Genomic DNA, 17,349 nt, shown 5'->3' on the forward strand with positions numbered 1-17,349 from the left:
GGTATGACAATGAAATAAAAATTATGCCTGTTCCTATAAATGATATTGAAAGAAAAATTGAAAAAATTAGCCTTATACTTGATAATTATGAACCGCTTTGCTTAATAATAGGTAAAGAAAAAGTAAATCACCACTTACACATAACATCTAATAACCTTGCTGAATTGTTAGATAAAGAGATACCGCTTTCAATTGAATATTTTGATCCTATAGTACGACTAATTGAACAATTTAATAAGATTGAAATTATAATACCTCAAGAGCTTAATAATGCTTTATGTAATACATTATTAAACTTTGAGCATAATTATTATTCCGACGAATTACAAGAAACCGTAATTCAATATATAGAAAAACTTGATATTCTAGGGGTGGATGTGTACTAACACTCTAAAAATCTCAATAGTTTTACCGGTTTATAATAGGGAGAAGCTATTACCTTTTGCTATTGAGAGCTGCCTTAATCAAAGCTTTAAAGACTTTGAGCTTATTATTATTGATGATTGCTCAAAAGATAGTAGCGTTATAGTAGCTAGGAAATATGCAGAGCAGGATTCACGTATTAAGGTAATAGTAAACGAGACCAATAAAAAATTACCGGCAAGTTTGAATGTTGCTTTTAAAGAGGCCAAGGGGGAGTATTTTACTTGGACTTCAGATGATAATCTTTTCCATGAAAATGCTTTAGAAAAAATGGTTAAGACACTTGATAATTCACCTGAGATAGGGCTTGTATATACTGATTATACTTTAATCGATGAGCAAGGTAGTATAGGTGCAAGACTTTATCAAGAACCGCCTGAGTTTTTACCGATTAGAGATTGTGTCGGTGCATGTTTCTTATATAGAGCCGATTTAGCAAGACAAATAGGGGGATATAATGAAAATATGCAGTTGGTGGATGATTATGAATATTGGCTTCGTTTTGGACTTGTTACAAAATTTGCTCATATACCGGAATCTTTATATTTCTACCGAGCACATGATCAAAGCTTAACAATAGAGCGTAAAATAGAAGCAAAACAGGCCAAAAGAGCTTTAAAAGAATTATTCAAAGATAAATATATTATTCCTGCTGAGATTAAACCTATAAATGATTTATATAATTGGTTTATTGAAGATAGAAATTTAAGCTCTTATTTTAGGTTATTTAAAATAATTATTTGTAGTCCGATAATTACTATTTCTTATATTATTAAAAATCTGAAAAGAATTAGATAATGCTTTAGAATAGTGTCATACCGTGGCTTGACCACGGTATCTAGTAAAAAACCTAAAGTAGCTAATATTAATTATTTTGTGGATACCGTGGTCAAGCCACGGTATGACAGATACAATGCAAAATCAAGATTTCATACATACATTAAATCCACAACAGCAAAAAGCAGTTCTTCATACTGAAGGACCGCTTTTATTGCTTGCAGGTGCAGGGACAGGTAAAACCAAAGTACTTACCTCACGAATAGCTAATATTGTTCACCAAAATTTAGCGTCACCTCAAAATATTCTAGCCGTTACTTTTACTAATAAAGCTGCTAAAGAAATGGCTGAAAGAGTTAACAGTCTAATTAATTGCTACGGTCTTAATATAGGCACTTTCCACTCAATGGCAGCTAGGATATTACGTGACCAAATTGAGCATTTAAATCTTGGTTTAAATAATAGATTTACTATTATTAGTCATGATGATCAATTAAAACTAGTTAAAGATATAGTAAAACTAAAAGATATTGATACCAAAAAATATGCTCCTAAATTAATACATATCATAATTTCGAGATGGAAAGATCAAGGATTATTACCAATTAAACTATCAGCATCAGATACTAATTTACCGTTGCAGAGGGTGGCAAAACTTGTATACGAAGAATATCAGAAAAATTTACTTATTTCTAATGTTTTAGATTTTGGAGATTTGCTACTTTATAATAATGAGCTTTTTATTAAAAATCCTGAAATACTAAGATATTACCAGGAAAAATATCGATATATTTTAATCGATGAATATCAAGACACTAACGTTGTCCAGTATTTATGGGCAAGAATGCTCGCAAGTTTATATAAAAATATTTGCTGTGTAGGGGATGATGATCAATCTATCTATGGTTGGCGAGGAGCGGAAGTCGGTAATATATTACGCTTTGAAAAAGATTTTGCAGGTGCAACGATTATTAAATTAGAGCAGAATTATAGATCAACTTTGCCTATACTTGCTGCTGCTTCCAATGTTATTAATAATAATAAAAACCGTCACGGTAAAACGTTATGGACGGATAGGGAAAGCGGTGAAAAGATAAAAATTATCTCTTGTTGGAGTGATAAAGAAGAAGCAAGATATATAGCCGGCGAAATAGATAAATTAGTGAGAGAAGACCGATATAATGCCGGCAATATTGCAATATTAGTACGAGCCGGATTTCAAACAAGAAGTTTTGAGGAAGCGTTTATAAATAGTGCTATGCCTTATAAAATTATAGGAGGTTTGCGGTTCTATGAACGTATGGAAATAAGAGACGTGCTTGCTTATATCCGTATATCTTTAAATCAAAATGACAATCTAGCACTTGAGCGTATTATAAATGTGCCGAAAAGGGCAATAGGTGCAGCTAGCTTAAATAAAATTAGAGTCTATGCACTTGAGCGAAATATTTCTAATTTTGCAGCCATTAAAGAAATGTTGGAAATGGGCGAGATTAAAGCAAAACCATATGAAACTCTAAAAGATTTGGTTACTAAAATTGATAATTGGTACGAAAGATTTAGTATAGATGCTCCAATAAACGTGGTTAAAGCAATACTTGATGATTCCGGTTATCTTGAAATGCTTCAAGAAGAAAAGACTGAAGAAGCATTCGGTAGAATCGAAAATATTAACGAAATGCTTAGAGCTATTGCCGAATTTAACGATATTCATGATTTTATCGAACATTCAAGCTTAGTTATGGAAAACGAAGTGCTTGAAACTAATTACGGTGGTTCTGTTACTATAATGACCCTGCACGCAGCTAAAGGGCTTGAGTTTGACGTGGTGTTTTTACCGGGCTGGGAAGAGGGGGTATTTCCGTCTCAAAGGTCTCTAGACGAAGAAGGCGAAAAAGGCTTAGAAGAAGAACGCCGCATTGCTTATGTCGGCATTACGAGAGCCAAAAAAGACCTCTACATTACCCACGCCGAAAGCAGAAAAATATTTTATGAAATAGTCCGTTCTTACCCCTCAAGGTTCATAACCGAAATCCCTGATGAAATTACGATTAGGACCTCTTCTATGAAAAAATACAATTCTTTTTATAAGTTTTAATTAATTTTCATTCATAAATTTTAAATTGGTTTGCATTCTTTAACTAATTATTATCTAATTTAATTAATAATAATTAATAGAGGAAAAGATATGGCCAAGGAGCTAATACCTGATAGACCACAAGAGAAACTTAAAACTGCTTTTGAATATCAAGTTGATAGTGCAGCAGGGATAATAAGAAAACTAGAGGAAAAAGTAACACTGGCTTTAAAAGAGCCTTCTCTAATCAAAAGGCAAGACCTGCATTTACAAGCTGTATGAGCAGCTATAACTTTGTATTCTCCTGAGAAGTAGCAAATCAATATCTTAATGATACTGAAATACAAAAATTAGCTGATTTATTGAAAGAAAATAAAAAATATACTATAAATTTATTGCCTAAAGAAAAAGATATATATGAAAAATTAATAGCTAAAAATGAAGCTATAATTAAAGGCTTTCCAATATCATTTGATGGAGTAGCAGATCATATACCTGATAAAGTACAAGCAAAAGCTTATAAAAACGCTGTTGAAAGTGCTTTAATAGAAATGAGTGTAGGTGATGAACAAATACCTCGTAAAAAATATGGAGAAGAACTCTTAAAAAGAGTTAAAGAAAAATTAGATAAACCTTTTTATGATGAAGTAACAAAAGAAACAGTTGAAATTTCTGAAGAAACAATATCAGAGGCTGAAAAATTAATTAAGAAAGCTAATAAGAATATAGATTTACAACAAACTCCATTAACTTCAGAACGAGTTGAGGTTCAAAATGCTTTTAAAAGTACAATAGATAAATTATGCAAGTTTCTTGAAAAAAATATTGAAACAAATAAAAACATAAAACAAGGAATAGATATAATTCAAGGAGCAGGGGTAAATAAAAGTGAAATAATAGATTCATTACTACCGGCAATAAGTAAACTACCGCCTGAAAAAATGACAGAGCAAGGTAGAGAAATTATCAAGAATTTTGCCCCATTACTTGAGAGCAATAATCCTGCACTTGTTAACGGTACTAAAAAAATATTATCAGAGCTAAATCCTGGATATTTAACTGAACACGGATAGGGAGAAAGTATAGCATTAGAATTACAAAGAGTAGCCAAACCTAAGCTATGGCAAAGAATAGTAGCAGTTTTTACCGGTACGGATTATGCTCAAAAAAATATAGATAAAGCAGTCGCTAACTTTGAAAAAAGTAATAGTTCATATATAGATATGAAAAATTTATCGGAAGAACTACAACAAGAAAAACAAGCACCAAATAAAGAAATCAATATCGTAACAGCAAAAAAAGAGCAAGGTAAAGAGCAAAATAAAACAATACCCCAAAGCTATAAGTCTTCTATATCAACCTCTATATCTCATGTTGATAAGCTTAATAAAAGTAAAGAGAGTGGGCAACAGTCAGGGCATAGTAAATAATGATTTATATGATAATATAGTTGCGAATTTTTAAGAAGTTTGATAACTGTTACATTATATAAAATAACTTAATAATGAGTATTATATGGCAGAGATTATAACTAATATAAATGATACTGTTGAAAAAATTAAAAAAAACGATGAAGTAACTGAGATATCGGCTGCAGTAAAAGGTAAAATAGTTGATATAAAAAACGTAGATAGTAGATTAGATACTTTGAATAAAAATATTGTTACTCTAGACCCTATTCAACAATATTTACAATCTGAAGAATATATCACTAGTACGCTTGAAGTACTTGCCAGTAAAATTATTAGTGAAGTCGTAGAAAATAAAGATATACAAAAATTAGTAGATAATTTGCATATCAATTTAGGACAAGATACAAAACTAATACCTAGTGCAGCAGATAAGTTAAAGTTTGATGTCGCAAGGGCTGAAGCAGCACTTAAGGGTTTTGTACTTCCTCTAAATAAAGGAGGACCTTTTGATGAATTATCATTTATGGGTATAGAAGATGAAGAAGAAATTTTTGCTGGTCCTATAAGAGCAACTAAAGAAGCATTAATAGCCGTAAGTGGAAATTCTATACCTAAAGAGCAATATGCACAGGCTGTAAAAGATAAAGCTATAGAAATCTTAAAACAAGATCCTAAAAACACTCCGGAAAAACTTGAAAAATATGAAAAATTTATTATTCAAGGAGATAAAAATCAGAAATTTAATGAAGATAGTAAGCAGTTTATCCCAAGAGTAAATCAATTATCTCAAGCAGAATTTAAGGAATTACAAAAGGCAGCCACTTATACGGTACAGCAGATTAGTAGTAGATTAGAAAAAAATAATAAAATTAGTAAGCAATTAGAAGAAACTATTATACTTACTAACTCATCAGGTATAAAGAATCCTGAAGTAATAATAAGGGAATTTAATAAGTTAGATTCTACTTATCTAACTGAAAATAGTACTAAAATAGCCACTGAATTAAAAGATATTAATGATAGAGGTACTTCTTTATGGGAAAAATTTAAATCAATTTTTACAGGGAAAGATTATTTAGGACAAAGATTAGAAAAACTTGTCAATGAATATATGATTAAAAGTGATGAGTATGTAGTAAAAGAAATTAATAATAAAATCTTTTCAAACGCTTTAACAAATCCTGAAATTGCTGAAGGTCTAACAAAATTTTTGAATGGAAATAAAGATAAAGTAGCAACTAATCCTGAATTTAAAAATTTAATTCCTAGTACGGGTGAGCCTATTATAGTTCAACAGCAACAAGTTAATAATTTTAATTTAGCGGAACTCAGAAAAATCAATCCAATAGCATTTGATAAAACCATATTTGAAGATTCAATAAAACTAAGAAGTTCTAATATAAAACCTCCAACTACTCCTGGTACTTCTACTAAAAATCAAGAAGCAGTAAGAAGTAAGGGTTAAATTTTAATATGCGTTACATGTCATCCTCGCAAAAGCGGGGCGTTGTTGCATGGCTCGGTTTTTGTGTTGTCATCCCGTGATTTATTCACGGAATCCAGTTAAAAATACTAATAATATTAGTATTTTTAGTTGTTTTACTGGATTCCGTGGACAAGCCACGGTATGACACCCAGTATGTTTTTCGAGCCATGCAACAACACTCAAAGCCTTTTGCGATAACAATATTTACCTTTAGTGAGTAACGCTTGGTGGAACAGTTAAATACTCCTCTTTCCATAGCTCGTTATAAAGAATAGGGTCAATATTACCCCCTGAGATTAGTACTAGTAATTTTTGAGGTTTGGATTGTGTTTTTAACCAATTTACCACTGAAACCATATTTATACTACTTGACGGCTCGCATATAACTTTAAGTAAATGAGTAAGCCACGCTGTCCAATAATATATTTCATATTCTTCTGCTAAATAAAAATGATCAAGTTTTTTCAGATATTCAAATGTACGAGCTGATAGACTCAAGGTTTTAAGACCGTCTGCTATGGTAGTCGGTGCGTCATCAAATCTGTATATCTTATTATTTTTAACCGATAAATAAGCATCATTTGCCTTAAGTGGTTCTGAACCTATTAACAAGCTTGTCGGTGATATTAATTCCTTTGCAAGATATGAGCCGGAAATTAAACCGCCGCCGCCGCAAGAGGCAAAAATAGCATCAGGACTAAAGCCTAGCTGCTGTAATGCTTCATAGCATAATGTGCCGGCACCTGCTATTGTAAAATCACTATCGGAAGGATGTATATAGTAAAATCCTTGCTTTTCATCTTCTTTTGCTTGTTCTTCCGCTTCTTGTCGAGTATCTGTATATATAACTTCACCGCCGTAATAAAGAGCTGCTTGCTGTTTTACTTTTGAAGTATTTAACGGTAAATAAATTCTTGTTTTAATACCGAATAATTTACTTGCATAAGCAAGACCAATCCCATGGTTACCCGTACTATAACCGACTATTTTATCAGGTAATTTTTCTTGCTCTTTTAATTCCAATAAATGATTTAATACTCCTCTAACTTTGAATGCACCGGTTTTTTGTAATGATTCAACCTTAAAAAAAATCTCATGACCGAGCATCTCATTTAAGCTTTCAGAGTGAACGATTGGAGTTAAATGTAGATATTGTTTTATTCTATTATGTGCAGTAGCTACATTTTGAGAAGATTGTAGTAATAAATTCATAAATATAATTAATAAAGATGGCTTGAAATCGTATTTATACTATATTATATAGTTAATAATTAGAAATTTTAAAAGGTTTTAATTGATGAATAAAAAATCCCTGCCGCTTATGGCATTACGAGATATGGTAGTATTCCCGGGAGTAATTGCTCCTATTTTCGTGGGTAGACAAAAATCGCTGCAAGCGTTATCTCATACTACCGTTTCTGAGGAAGATAATAGTAAATATATTTTAGTAACTTTACAGAAAAAATTTGATCAAGAAAACCCTAGTAAACATGAACTTTATAACACAGCTATACTTGCCAAGATTATCCAAATAGTGAAGTTGCCTAATAATACGGCAAAAATCTTAATAGAAGCAGTAGCAAGAGTAAAGCTAAGCAATATCAAAGGCAACGATGCTTTTGAAGCAAATTATGAAATTATTCCGGATGAAGAAATATTTGACGTTAATAACATGCGTTCATTAGTGGATAATGCAGTACAATTATTTAGTAAATATGCGATTAATGATAAGAAAGTTAATGCGGAAATTATTGAAACTATCAATAAAGAAATAAGTAATAGCACTAATTTTATAAATATTATAAATATATTAGCTTCACATCTGATAACTTCACTTGAGGCAAAGCAGCATTTATTAGAAGAAACTAGTCCTTTTAAGCGTATCACTACGGTTATTAGTACGCTTACTTCCAATATAGTAAATTCAGAAACCGAGCAGGCATTGCAGCAAAGAGTAAGAAAGCAAATCGAAAAAACGCAGCGTGATTATTATCTGCACGAACAAATGAAAGCTATTCAAAAGGAGCTTGATGAAGATAAATCGGAACTTGCCGATATCGAGAAAAAAATTAAAAGTTTAAAATTATCTAAAGAAGCTAAAGAGAAAGCAGAATCAGAGCTTAAAAAACTCCGTAGTATGAATCAAATGTCGGCAGAGTCGGGAGTGACGCGTAATTATCTTGAAACTTTGCTAAGTTTGCCTTGGGGTAAGTATGATAATAGCAAAATAGATATTAACCAAGCGGAGAAAATTTTAAATCGCGACCATTTTGGACTCGAAAAAGTTAAAGAACGAATTATAGAATATTTAGCGGTATTACAGCGTTCAAGTAAAATTAGAGGACCTATATTATGTTTGATAGGTCCGCCGGGGGTCGGTAAAACTTCACTTGTAAAATCTATTGCCGAAGGAATGGGCAGAAAATACACTAAATTTGCTCTTGGCGGTGTTAGAGACGAAGCAGAAATCAAAGGGCATAGAAAAACTTACCTTGGATCAATGCCCGGTAAAATTTTAGGTCAACTTAAGAAAGTTAAGACTAGTAATCCAGTAATGCTGCTTGATGAAATCGATAAAATGAGTTCTGATTTTAGAGGTGATCCGGCATCCGCTTTACTTGAGGTATTGGACCCTGAGCAGAATAGTCACTTTGTTGATCATTATCTAGAAGTAGAATATGATCTATCAAACGTAATATTTATTGCTACTGCTAATTCTCATGATTTACCAAGAGCTTTAAGCGATAGAATGGAAAAAATATATATATCCGGTTATGTAGAGGAAGAAAAACTCCAAATCGCCAAAAATTATTTAGTTCCAAAACAATTTAAAGTACATAAAATTAAGAAAGACGAAATTACTATATCCGAAGCGGCAATTTTGGATTTAATTAGATATTATACCAAGGAATCAGGTGTAAGAGCTTTAGAGCGTGAAATAGGAGCGTTAACAAGAAAAGCATTAAAGCAAATTTTAGCAGATAAAACAGTTAAGCATATTGCCATAGATAGTAGTAATCTTGAAGAATTTTTAGGGGCTAAAAAATATAATTTCGGGCTTGCTGAAAAAGAAGACCAAATAGGTAGTACCACAGGACTTGCTTATACTGAAGTAGGAGGAGAGCTTTTAACTATAGAAGCTTTAGCATTTCCAGGGAAAGGTGAAATAAAGACCACCGGAAAACTCGGTGATGTTATGAAAGAATCGGCAATGGCTGCCTATAGTTGTTTTAGAAGCAGAGCAACAAATTTTGGATTAAAATACGATAATTATAAAGATTTTGATATTCACATTCATGTACCGGCCGGAGCTATTCCAAAAGATGGACCGTCTGCCGGCTGTGCTTTGTTTACTACTATTGTTTCGTTAATGACTAAAATACCCGTACACCGCACTGTAGCAATGACCGGTGAAATTACTTTAAGAGGAAATGTTTTACCTATCGGTGGTCTTAAAGAGAAGTTACTTGCTGCGAGTAGGGGAGGGATTAAAACCGTATTAATTCCTGAGGAGAATGTTAAAGACTTAAAAGATATACCGCCGAATATAAAAGAAAGCCTAGAAATTATATCTGTGTCAAATATCGACCAAGTACTTAAGCATGCTTTGGTAGAAACCCCGTTAAATAAATAGAGATCAGGCATACGATAGTACTGGATAATTTTTAAAGAACCCTCGATGTCATTCCTGCGAAAGCAGGAAGCAAGAAAAAAATATTTATACTTGTCATTGCGAGGAGGCATTGCTGCGTGGATACCTGAACCGTCATTGCGAGGAGCGAAGCGACGTGGCAATCTCTCTTAAATTTCATGAGATTACTTCGTCGGCATAAATGCCTCCTCGCAATAACGGGGATAGGCAGTACTAAATCCCCACTTTCGCGGGGATGACATCGAGGTCTTTTCAAAAACTGTCCGGTACTATAGGTCAAGCCACGGTATTGTAAAGGTTACGTAATTTGTTGACAAAAGTTATAGTATTATAACTTGAGTTAACGTACTATAGTGAAGATAAGACGTTAGAGAGGAACTATCAAAAGAAATGGAAGAGTTTAATAAGAGAGTATGAAGAAATAAAGGCAAGAGTTCATACAAGATACCGGTTTGTAGAGGAATTTTTTAAAGTACATGGAATAAGTCGTCAATTATTTAATAAAATATATAACAGATATAAAGATAGCGGGAAAGAAGAAGATTTATTACCGCAGCATAGAGGACCGAAATGGAGCAGTAGAAGAATAGATATAAAGATAGAAAAAGAAGTAATAGAAGAGAGGAGAAAAGGATTAAATAAGTATGAGATATGTGATATTTTAAGTAGTCGTCACGGAGGTAGAGTAGTAAGCCCATCTGGAGTATATAAGATATCGAAGAGGAATGGCATGAACGTACTTAGAGAAAAAAAGAGAAAGAGATAAAAAGGAAGATAATAAAAGAGAATCCTGGAGAACTAGGACATATAGATTGTCACTATATAAGTAAAGGTCTTATAGGAAGTGACATAAAGAAGCAATATTATTTAGTATGCGTAATAGATAGTTGCAGTCGTATAGCATGGGCAGAAGTATTAGAATATATAAAGAGCCTGAGTATAATGTTTGCAACAATGAGAATATTTAATGTAATAAAGAAGAATTACAATATAGAGTTTGCAAGTATACTAAGTGATAATGGAGCAGAGTTTGCGTCACCTAAGAATAAGAATAGCCATCCATTTGAAAGGATGTTGTTAGAGATTGGAGTGAAGCATAACTATACAAGACCTTATAGACCGCAGACAAATGGGAAAGTAGAAAGGTTTTGGCGAACTATAAAGGACGATTTATTAGAAAGCTAGGGTTTTAAGGATATAAAAGAGTTCAAAGATAGATTGTTTGAATATTTAATTTATTTGTAGAGGTCAAGATTTAATCTTACAGGCACTATAAAAATTATATCTGAATGTCTGATAAGTTATGACTGTCAGATGAGTATTCAAGATATAAGATTTCATTATTCTTTTCAACAGCTAACTTCTTACTATCCTTGAAGGTCTGCATAGGATTTTTACCATAACAATATTTCCCAGAATGAGGTCTTTCATTATTATAATGTTCTAACCAAATATCAAGGTCAAGTTGTAGATCATCAAGATCAGTATAAATCTTTTTACGCATAGCCGTATCAAATAATTCTTGCTTCATAGTTTTATTAAAACGTTCACACATACCATTTGTTTGAGGAGAATATGCTTTAGTAGTGTTATGTTCAATGCCCTCAATGCTTAAGAACAATTCAAAAGCATGATGTTCTATATTTCCTTTATATTCACCACCTCTATCAGTTAGAATACGAAGCACTGGTATTTGCTGACTCTCCATACCACGTCAGTACTCTATCATTAAGCATGTCAGCAGCGGTAAGAGCTGTTTTATCAGTATATAATTTAGCATCTGCGACCCTAGTATAGCTATCAATAAATACCTGAGAATATACCTTGCCTATACCTTTAAAAAATTACCTACATAATATGTATCTTGGCATCCTAGATAACCTGGATGCTGTGTATCAATCTCACCATGGGCTTCTTTTTCGCTACGCCATTTCTCTAATACTTGTAACTGAGCTTCGGTAAGAACAATACCATCTTGAGCCATCTTTGCTTCTAATGCTTTAAGTCTTTTATTGATATTATTTAAATCATTACGTAGCCAAATCGATCTAACTCCTCCAGGTGATACAAGAATACCAGTCTTTTTTAAGCTTATTTGATACTCTCATCTGACCATAAGCTGGTTATTCTATTGCCATATCTAATACTGCTCTCTCTACTGCTGGTTCAACTCTATTCGCTATAATTGGCTTCTTCCTGCTGATCTCATATAACGCCTCTTCTCCACCAGTTTCATATAGCTCTTTGAACCTATAATAACTGTCACTGCTGTATCCCATTGCTTTACAGGCGGACGATATACTACCAAGACTCTTAGCTAATTCTAGTAATCCTATTTTTGGCTTTATTATTTTTTGATTTAGATTCATCTCTAATCCTCCATTTAATATTTATCTTATTTTACTAAATGTAAGATTAAATCTCAATTATTGCAATTTATTATAATGAAATACGTAACCATCAATCTTTAAACGGACAATCTCCTCTTGCTTTCTTAAATTTTTGTCAACGAATTACGTAACCTTTATACGGTATGACAGAGGTAACATTGTTCCACGCAACAATGTCAATTCGTTGTCGGTGTTTTAAGAATTTAAAGGTTAGAGGCAAGCTGCCCCTGTATTTTTTTATTAACCGGCCGCAGGTACAAAATTATTATCATCACCTAACATGCTAACATCATTATTTGTATTTTGATTATAAATTATTTCGTGAAGCTGATTTTCTATAGTTATAATTTCTAATTGTGTAGATTTATTAACTATAAGATTTTGCATACTAGCAGTTATTTTATCTATATCGGTTATATTATTAAGGGCTTTAATATTATTTACCATACTTTCTATAGTATCTTTTACTATAGCTTTATCTTTAGTATTTATTGCAGTGTTATTAGTTACCTTGTAGTTAATTTTATCAGCCAACTTTTGAAAAACATATATATATGACTTTTATGTCTTTATTCTTAGCTATACTTAAAACTGTTTCGCCATTATTAGTAATCTGATTAATAGCTTCATTGGACATTTTAGGTATGAGTATTTTACAAACTCTTTCATAGCCGTTAGCAGCAGCCCAAGTTAAAGCCGTATAGCCGTCTTTATAAATATAATTAATAGTTTGCTCTGACATTTTAGGAATAAGCATCTCACAAACTTTGTCTAATCCTTTACTGGCCGCCAAAGTTAAAGCAGTTTCGCCGTTATCAACTTTGTTTAATTCAGCAATATCCATTTTGGCAATTAAGTTCTGTGCTTCTATTTCACTTTCTGCTTTTATTGCTTCTATTAATTTATCGTATGAAGTCTGAAACCATCCTGTAAACATAATTATATCCTTATTAAATTCTATAAATTTTAATATTTTGTTAAAATAAGCTTATAGATAGAATCATAGTAAAGAGTTTTAAGAATGCAATAGAAATTTAACTAAAAGTATGAATAAATGAATTGAGGTTGCTTTAAGAAATATACAAAGTTAGTTTTTTTGAGGATATTTAAAAGAGATTTAATACAAAAATTAGAACAAAAGGCAAATAAAAGGAGCATATGGATTTTTTAGAAAACGAAGAGAAACTCTGAAAGGACTTGGCGAGAGTGACGGGACTCGAACCCGCGACCTTCTGCGTGACAGGCAGACGCTCTAACAAACTGAGCTACACCCCCTTATACATAAGAGATAACAATATATATAACAATTCTTCTATTTCTGCAAGAGTAAAATATCTTATTTTATCAAAAAATATACAGCACCTAAACCTCTAAATATTACTGCTTATCATTATTAATCCAAATTAGTCACTATTAGTTGAAGCCTTGAAAATTATTATAATTTTTAAGGATTTTGTTAAAAAAGAAAAACCTATTGGTTACATTTACATTAACAAAATCTTATTTTATTAATAATTATTAGAGGTTTTATATGACTAAACCATATGTCATTAAATTAACTACTCCTTTTGAGCGTATTAAACTTTATAATCCTATACCCGATATTGCTCTTAGAAGTGCTATTATTATGCAGGCAATAATAGATGCAACTAATACTTCTACCAAGAAAGAGGCAACAAAAGCAGAATATAACGCTAAAAAAATGGCTTTTTGAAAATAATGAAAATTTTAATGCTACCTGCTTAGAAATGGGCATTGAGCCTAATTATGTAAGAAAGACTGCTAAAAACTAATTAAGTCACAACAAAATAAGGATAAGCGTCCTAAACTCTACTGCTAAAGTTCAAATTAAATTAATTTGTAATAAAACTTGAAATTACTCTAAATATAAATTAATTGTATAGGTGTTACTTAGTAACGCCTATATATTAATTATTTCAGATTATAAAGGTTATTTATGATTATTTCAGTTTCAGCTCAACATATTTCGATCGGTAATAGCTTACAAGAATATTCCAAAGAGAGGGCTACGCAAGTCGTTAAAAAATATTTTACCGATATAATAAATATAGATATACATTTTTCAAAAGAAGGAATTAACTTTAAATGTGATATTATAGTAAAATATGGATCAGGTAAACATAGTATAGTCAAAAGTAATGATAGTTGTAGCGATATATATGTAGCTTTTGATAAAGCTATGTCAAAACTAGAAAAACAGCTTAGAAAATATAAATCAAAATTCAAAAATCATCATGCAGGTAAAGTAAAAATATCAGAAATTGCTTACGAAGGCACCAAATATATTATTAATCCGCAATCTGATAGTGATACCTCTAACTCCGAAGATAATGATAATCCGGCAATTATCGCTGAAAAGCCTGTAGAAATATTAAAATTATCAGTAAAAGAAGCGGTAATGAAAATGGATTTAGAAGATTTACCTGCGGTAGTATTTAAAAATATCAATAATGATCGTATCAATATAGTTTATTATCGTAAAGACGGTAATATTTCTTGGGTAGATTATAATTAATGATTATTATCCCTTATAAAGGAGTTACGCCAAGAATCAATAAAACTGCATATATTGCCGAAAGCAGCTCTTTAATAGGAGATGTTGAAATAGGTAGTAATTCAAGTATTTGGTTTAATACGGTTCTTAGAGGCAACGTTGAATCAATAAAAATAGGAAATAATACTAATGAGTACTACGATAATGGATTATGCAGTAATAGAAGAATATGCTTTTATTGCTGCAGGAAGTCTTATCCCACCAAAGAAGATAATTAAATCTAAAGAATTATGGATGGGTTCCCCTGCAAAATTTGTGAGATATTTAACTGATCAAGATTTAGAATATATGCAAGATAACGTAAGAAATTATGTAGAACTTGCAAATGTTTATAAGATTTAATGTCATTCCCGCGTAGACGGGAATCCAGCATAAAGTGTAGAAGTCAAGATTTAATCTTACAGGCACTATAAAAATTATATCTGAATGTCTGATAAGTTATGACTGTCAGATGAGTATTCAAGATATAAGATTTCATTATTCTTTTCAACAGCTAACTTCTTACTATCCTTGAAGGTCTGCATAGGATTTTTACCATAACAATATTTCCCAGAATGAGGTCTTTCATTATTATAATGTTCTAACCAAATATCAAGGTCAAGTTGTAGATCATCAAGATCAGTATAAATCTTTTTATGCATAGCCATATCAAATAATTCTTGCTTCATAGTTTTATTAAAACGTTCACACATACCATTTGTTTGAGGAGAATATGCTTTAGTAGTGTTATGTTCAATGCCCTCAATGCTTAAGAACAATTCAAAAGCATGATGTTCTATATTTCCTTTATATTCACCACCTCTATCAGTTAGAATACGAAGCACTGGTATTTGCTGACTCTCCATACCACGGCAGTACTCTATCATTAAGCATGTCAGCAGCGGTAAGAGCTGTTTTATCAGTATATAATTTAGCATCTGCGACCTATTATAGCTATCAATAAATACCTGAGAATATACCTTGCCTATACCTTTAAAATTACCTACATAATATGTATCTTGGCATCCTAGATAACCTGGATGCTGTGTATCAATCTCACCATGGGCTTCTTTTTCGCTACGCCGTTTCTCTAATACTTGTAACTGAGCTTCGGTAAGAACAATACCATCTTGAGCCATCTTTGCTTCTAATGCTTTAAGTCTTTTATTGATATTATTTAAATCATTATGTAGCCAAATCGATCTAACTCCTCCAGGTGATACAAGAATACCAGTCTTTTTAAGCTTATTTGATACTCTCATCTGACCATAAGGCTGGGTATTCTATTGCCATATCTAATACTGCTCTCTCTACTGCTGGTTCAACTCTATTCGCTATAATTGGCTTCTTCCTGCTAATCTCATATAACGCCTCTTCTTCTCCACCAGTTTCATATAGCTCTTTGAACCTATAATAACTGTCCCTGCTGTATCCCATTGCTTTACAGGCGGACGATATACTACCAAGACTCTTAGCTAATTCTAGTAATCCTATTTTTGGCTTTATTATTTTTTGATTTAGATTCATCTCTAATCCTCCATTTAATATTTATCTTATTTTACTAAATGTAAGATTAAATCTCAATTATTGCACATAAAGCGAGATAAATCGAGCTTTTAATTTCAAAAATCTGCTGTATTTATACTTTTTTTGGATTCCTGCTTTCGCAGGAATGACATAAGAATCATGCAACAAAGTCGCTAAAGGCAGGATACTGTACTATAAGAATTCTTAAATGCCTTAACCGTATTTTTAAGTAAAAATGCAATAGTCATCGGTCCGATACCACCCGGGACAGGAGTAATATATTTTACCTTAGATTTAACATTTTCAAAATCAACATCACCAATAATCTTATTGCCGCTAATTCTATTAATTCCTACATCAATTACTATAGATTCAGGATTAAAATATTCGGTAGTGAATTTTAAAGGTGACCCAATAGCCGCAACAACTATATCGGCTTTAGAAGTGATAGAGCTTAGATTTTGCGATTTGGAATGGCAAATAGTAACACTGCAATCTTCTTTTAACAGTAATGCACTTAAAGGTTTACCTACTATATTCGAGCGTCCAATAATTACAACGTTTTTACCGGTTAAATTAGGTTCGTATTTTTTTATAACCGCAAGGCAACCAAGGGCAGTGCAGGGTATAAAACCTTGACTAATCCCGCTATGTAAGTAACCGACATTTAAAGGATGAAAACCATCGATATCTTTAGAAGGTGATACTGCCGATAAAATTTTATTTTTATCTATGGAGCTTGGTAAAGGAAGCTGAACTATAATTCCCGAAATCTCGTTATCAAGGTTTAATACATTGATTTTCGATATTAAATCATCAGTATGAATAGTAGTAGATAGATTTACTAATAAAGTATCAATTCCTATTTTATGTGCATTTTTTATTTTATTTTTTACATAAATAATGCTTGCCGGATTATCGCCTACTAGTACTATAGCAAGCTTTGGTGAAGCGTTGGTTTGACTTTTAAGTTCTTGAATTTCTAGCTTTAAGTCTGCTAGTATCTCATTTGCTAACGCTTTACCGTCAATTATATTATTCACTATTATTT

14 protein-coding genes, 1 tRNA gene and 4 pseudogenes are annotated in these 17,349 nt (G+C 31.9%); 12 read left to right on the forward strand and 7 right to left on the reverse strand.

The genetic code is table 11. From position 1 onward, the window contains the following. Window positions 1-23 precede the first annotated feature (23 nt). The 7 genes from ACE38Q_RS02260 to ACE38Q_RS02290 all read left to right on the forward strand — a co-directional run bounded on the left by ACE38Q_RS02260 (window position 24) and on the right by ACE38Q_RS02290 (window position 6,154). A complete protein-coding gene (locus ACE38Q_RS02260) occupies window positions 24-386 on the forward strand; it encodes a hypothetical protein (protein WP_500189945.1) in 363 nt (120 codons plus the stop codon). Further along, window positions 376-1,221, forward strand: a complete 846-nt coding sequence (locus ACE38Q_RS02265; protein ID WP_500189946.1) for a glycosyltransferase — start codon at window positions 376-378, stop codon at window positions 1,219-1,221. The genes ACE38Q_RS02260 and ACE38Q_RS02265 overlap by 11 nt, the downstream gene beginning before the upstream one ends. A gap of 103 nt (window positions 1,222-1,324) precedes the next feature. Then, window positions 1,325-3,298, forward strand: a complete 1,974-nt coding sequence (gene pcrA / locus ACE38Q_RS02270; protein WP_500189947.1) for a DNA helicase PcrA — start codon at window positions 1,325-1,327, stop codon at window positions 3,296-3,298. Between the two features lie 90 nt (window positions 3,299-3,388). Next, window positions 3,389-3,559 (forward strand): hypothetical protein, encoded by a 171-nt coding sequence (locus tag ACE38Q_RS02275; RefSeq protein ID WP_500189948.1) that lies wholly within the window; start codon window positions 3,389-3,391, stop codon window positions 3,557-3,559. A gap of 80 nt (window positions 3,560-3,639) precedes the next feature. After that, complete coding sequence (locus tag ACE38Q_RS02280; RefSeq protein ID WP_500189949.1) at window positions 3,640-4,350, forward strand: hypothetical protein; 711 nt, start codon at window positions 3,640-3,642, stop codon at window positions 4,348-4,350. A gap of 150 nt (window positions 4,351-4,500) precedes the next feature. Beyond that, the gene (locus ACE38Q_RS02285) at window positions 4,501-4,707 is read left to right on the forward strand and encodes a hypothetical protein (RefSeq protein WP_500189950.1); all 207 of its coding nucleotides are present in this window, start codon (window positions 4,501-4,503) and stop codon (window positions 4,705-4,707) included. 85 nt (window positions 4,708-4,792) lie between these two features. Further along, the gene (locus ACE38Q_RS02290; protein ID WP_500189951.1) at window positions 4,793-6,154 is read left to right on the forward strand and encodes a hypothetical protein; all 1,362 of its coding nucleotides are present in this window, start codon (window positions 4,793-4,795) and stop codon (window positions 6,152-6,154) included. 231 nt (window positions 6,155-6,385) lie between these two features. Here the strand turns inward: ACE38Q_RS02290 and ACE38Q_RS02295 are convergent, their stop codons facing one another. Beyond that, window positions 6,386-7,387 carry a serine/threonine dehydratase gene (locus ACE38Q_RS02295; protein WP_500189952.1) on the reverse strand — a complete coding sequence of 334 codons (1,002 nt, stop codon included), beginning with the start codon at window positions 7,385-7,387 and terminating at the stop codon, window positions 6,386-6,388. Window positions 7,388-7,472: 85 nt separating this feature from the next. On the opposite strand from ACE38Q_RS02295, the gene lon reads away from it, so the two are divergent. Then, window positions 7,473-9,809, forward strand: coding sequence for an endopeptidase La (lon, locus tag ACE38Q_RS02300; RefSeq protein ID WP_500189953.1), 2,337 nt, complete (start codon window positions 7,473-7,475; stop codon window positions 9,807-9,809). An 867-nt stretch (window positions 9,810-10,676) separates the two neighbouring features. Next, window positions 10,677-11,012: an integrase core domain-containing protein gene (locus ACE38Q_RS02305; protein ID WP_500191212.1), complete on the forward strand. Its 336-nt coding sequence runs from the start codon at window positions 10,677-10,679 to the stop codon at window positions 11,010-11,012. A 94-nt stretch (window positions 11,013-11,106) separates the two neighbouring features. Here ACE38Q_RS02305 and ACE38Q_RS02310 read toward each other — a convergent pair. From ACE38Q_RS02310 to ACE38Q_RS02325, 4 genes and pseudogenes are all read right to left on the reverse strand, one after another. Next, window positions 11,107-12,196: pseudogene (locus ACE38Q_RS02310) on the reverse strand (IS481 family transposase). Window positions 12,197-12,457: 261 nt separating this feature from the next. Further along, window positions 12,458-12,751 (reverse strand): hypothetical protein, encoded by a 294-nt coding sequence (locus ACE38Q_RS02315; RefSeq protein WP_500189954.1) that lies wholly within the window; start codon window positions 12,749-12,751, stop codon window positions 12,458-12,460. Continuing rightward, the gene (locus ACE38Q_RS02320) at window positions 12,744-13,154 is read right to left on the reverse strand and encodes an ankyrin repeat domain-containing protein (protein ID WP_500189955.1); all 411 of its coding nucleotides are present in this window, start codon (window positions 13,152-13,154) and stop codon (window positions 12,744-12,746) included. The genes ACE38Q_RS02315 and ACE38Q_RS02320 overlap by 8 nt, the downstream gene beginning before the upstream one ends. Before the next feature lie 261 nt (window positions 13,155-13,415). Continuing rightward, window positions 13,416-13,492 (reverse strand) — tRNA-Asp (locus ACE38Q_RS02325). Between the two features lie 256 nt (window positions 13,493-13,748). On the opposite strand from ACE38Q_RS02325, the pseudogene ACE38Q_RS02330 reads away from it, so the two are divergent. The 3 genes and pseudogenes from ACE38Q_RS02330 (at window position 13,749) to ACE38Q_RS02340 (ending at window position 15,134) form a co-directional block, all read left to right on the forward strand. Then, a pseudogene (locus tag ACE38Q_RS02330) lies at window positions 13,749-14,057 on the forward strand (hypothetical protein). 117 nt (window positions 14,058-14,174) lie between these two features. Next, window positions 14,175-14,753 (forward strand): ribosome hibernation-promoting factor, HPF/YfiA family, encoded by a 579-nt coding sequence (gene hpf, locus ACE38Q_RS02335; RefSeq protein WP_011271027.1) that lies wholly within the window; start codon window positions 14,175-14,177, stop codon window positions 14,751-14,753. Continuing rightward, window positions 14,753-15,134, forward strand: a pseudogene (locus ACE38Q_RS02340) (gamma carbonic anhydrase family protein). Before hpf ends, ACE38Q_RS02340 begins: the two are co-directional and overlap by 1 nt. Before the next feature lie 74 nt (window positions 15,135-15,208). On the opposite strand, the pseudogene ACE38Q_RS02345 reads toward ACE38Q_RS02340, so the two are convergent. Beyond that, window positions 15,209-16,298 (reverse strand): annotated as a pseudogene (locus ACE38Q_RS02345) (IS481 family transposase). 173 nt (window positions 16,299-16,471) lie between these two features. Continuing rightward, a complete protein-coding gene (gene folD, locus ACE38Q_RS02350; protein WP_500191215.1) occupies window positions 16,472-17,341 on the reverse strand; it encodes a bifunctional methylenetetrahydrofolate dehydrogenase/methenyltetrahydrofolate cyclohydrolase FolD in 870 nt (289 codons plus the stop codon). Window positions 17,342-17,349 lie beyond the last annotated feature (8 nt).

Source organism: Rickettsia endosymbiont of Thecocarcelia acutangulata (genome assembly GCF_964263195.1).
GTDB lineage: Bacteria > Pseudomonadota > Alphaproteobacteria > Rickettsiales > Rickettsiaceae > Rickettsia > Rickettsia felis.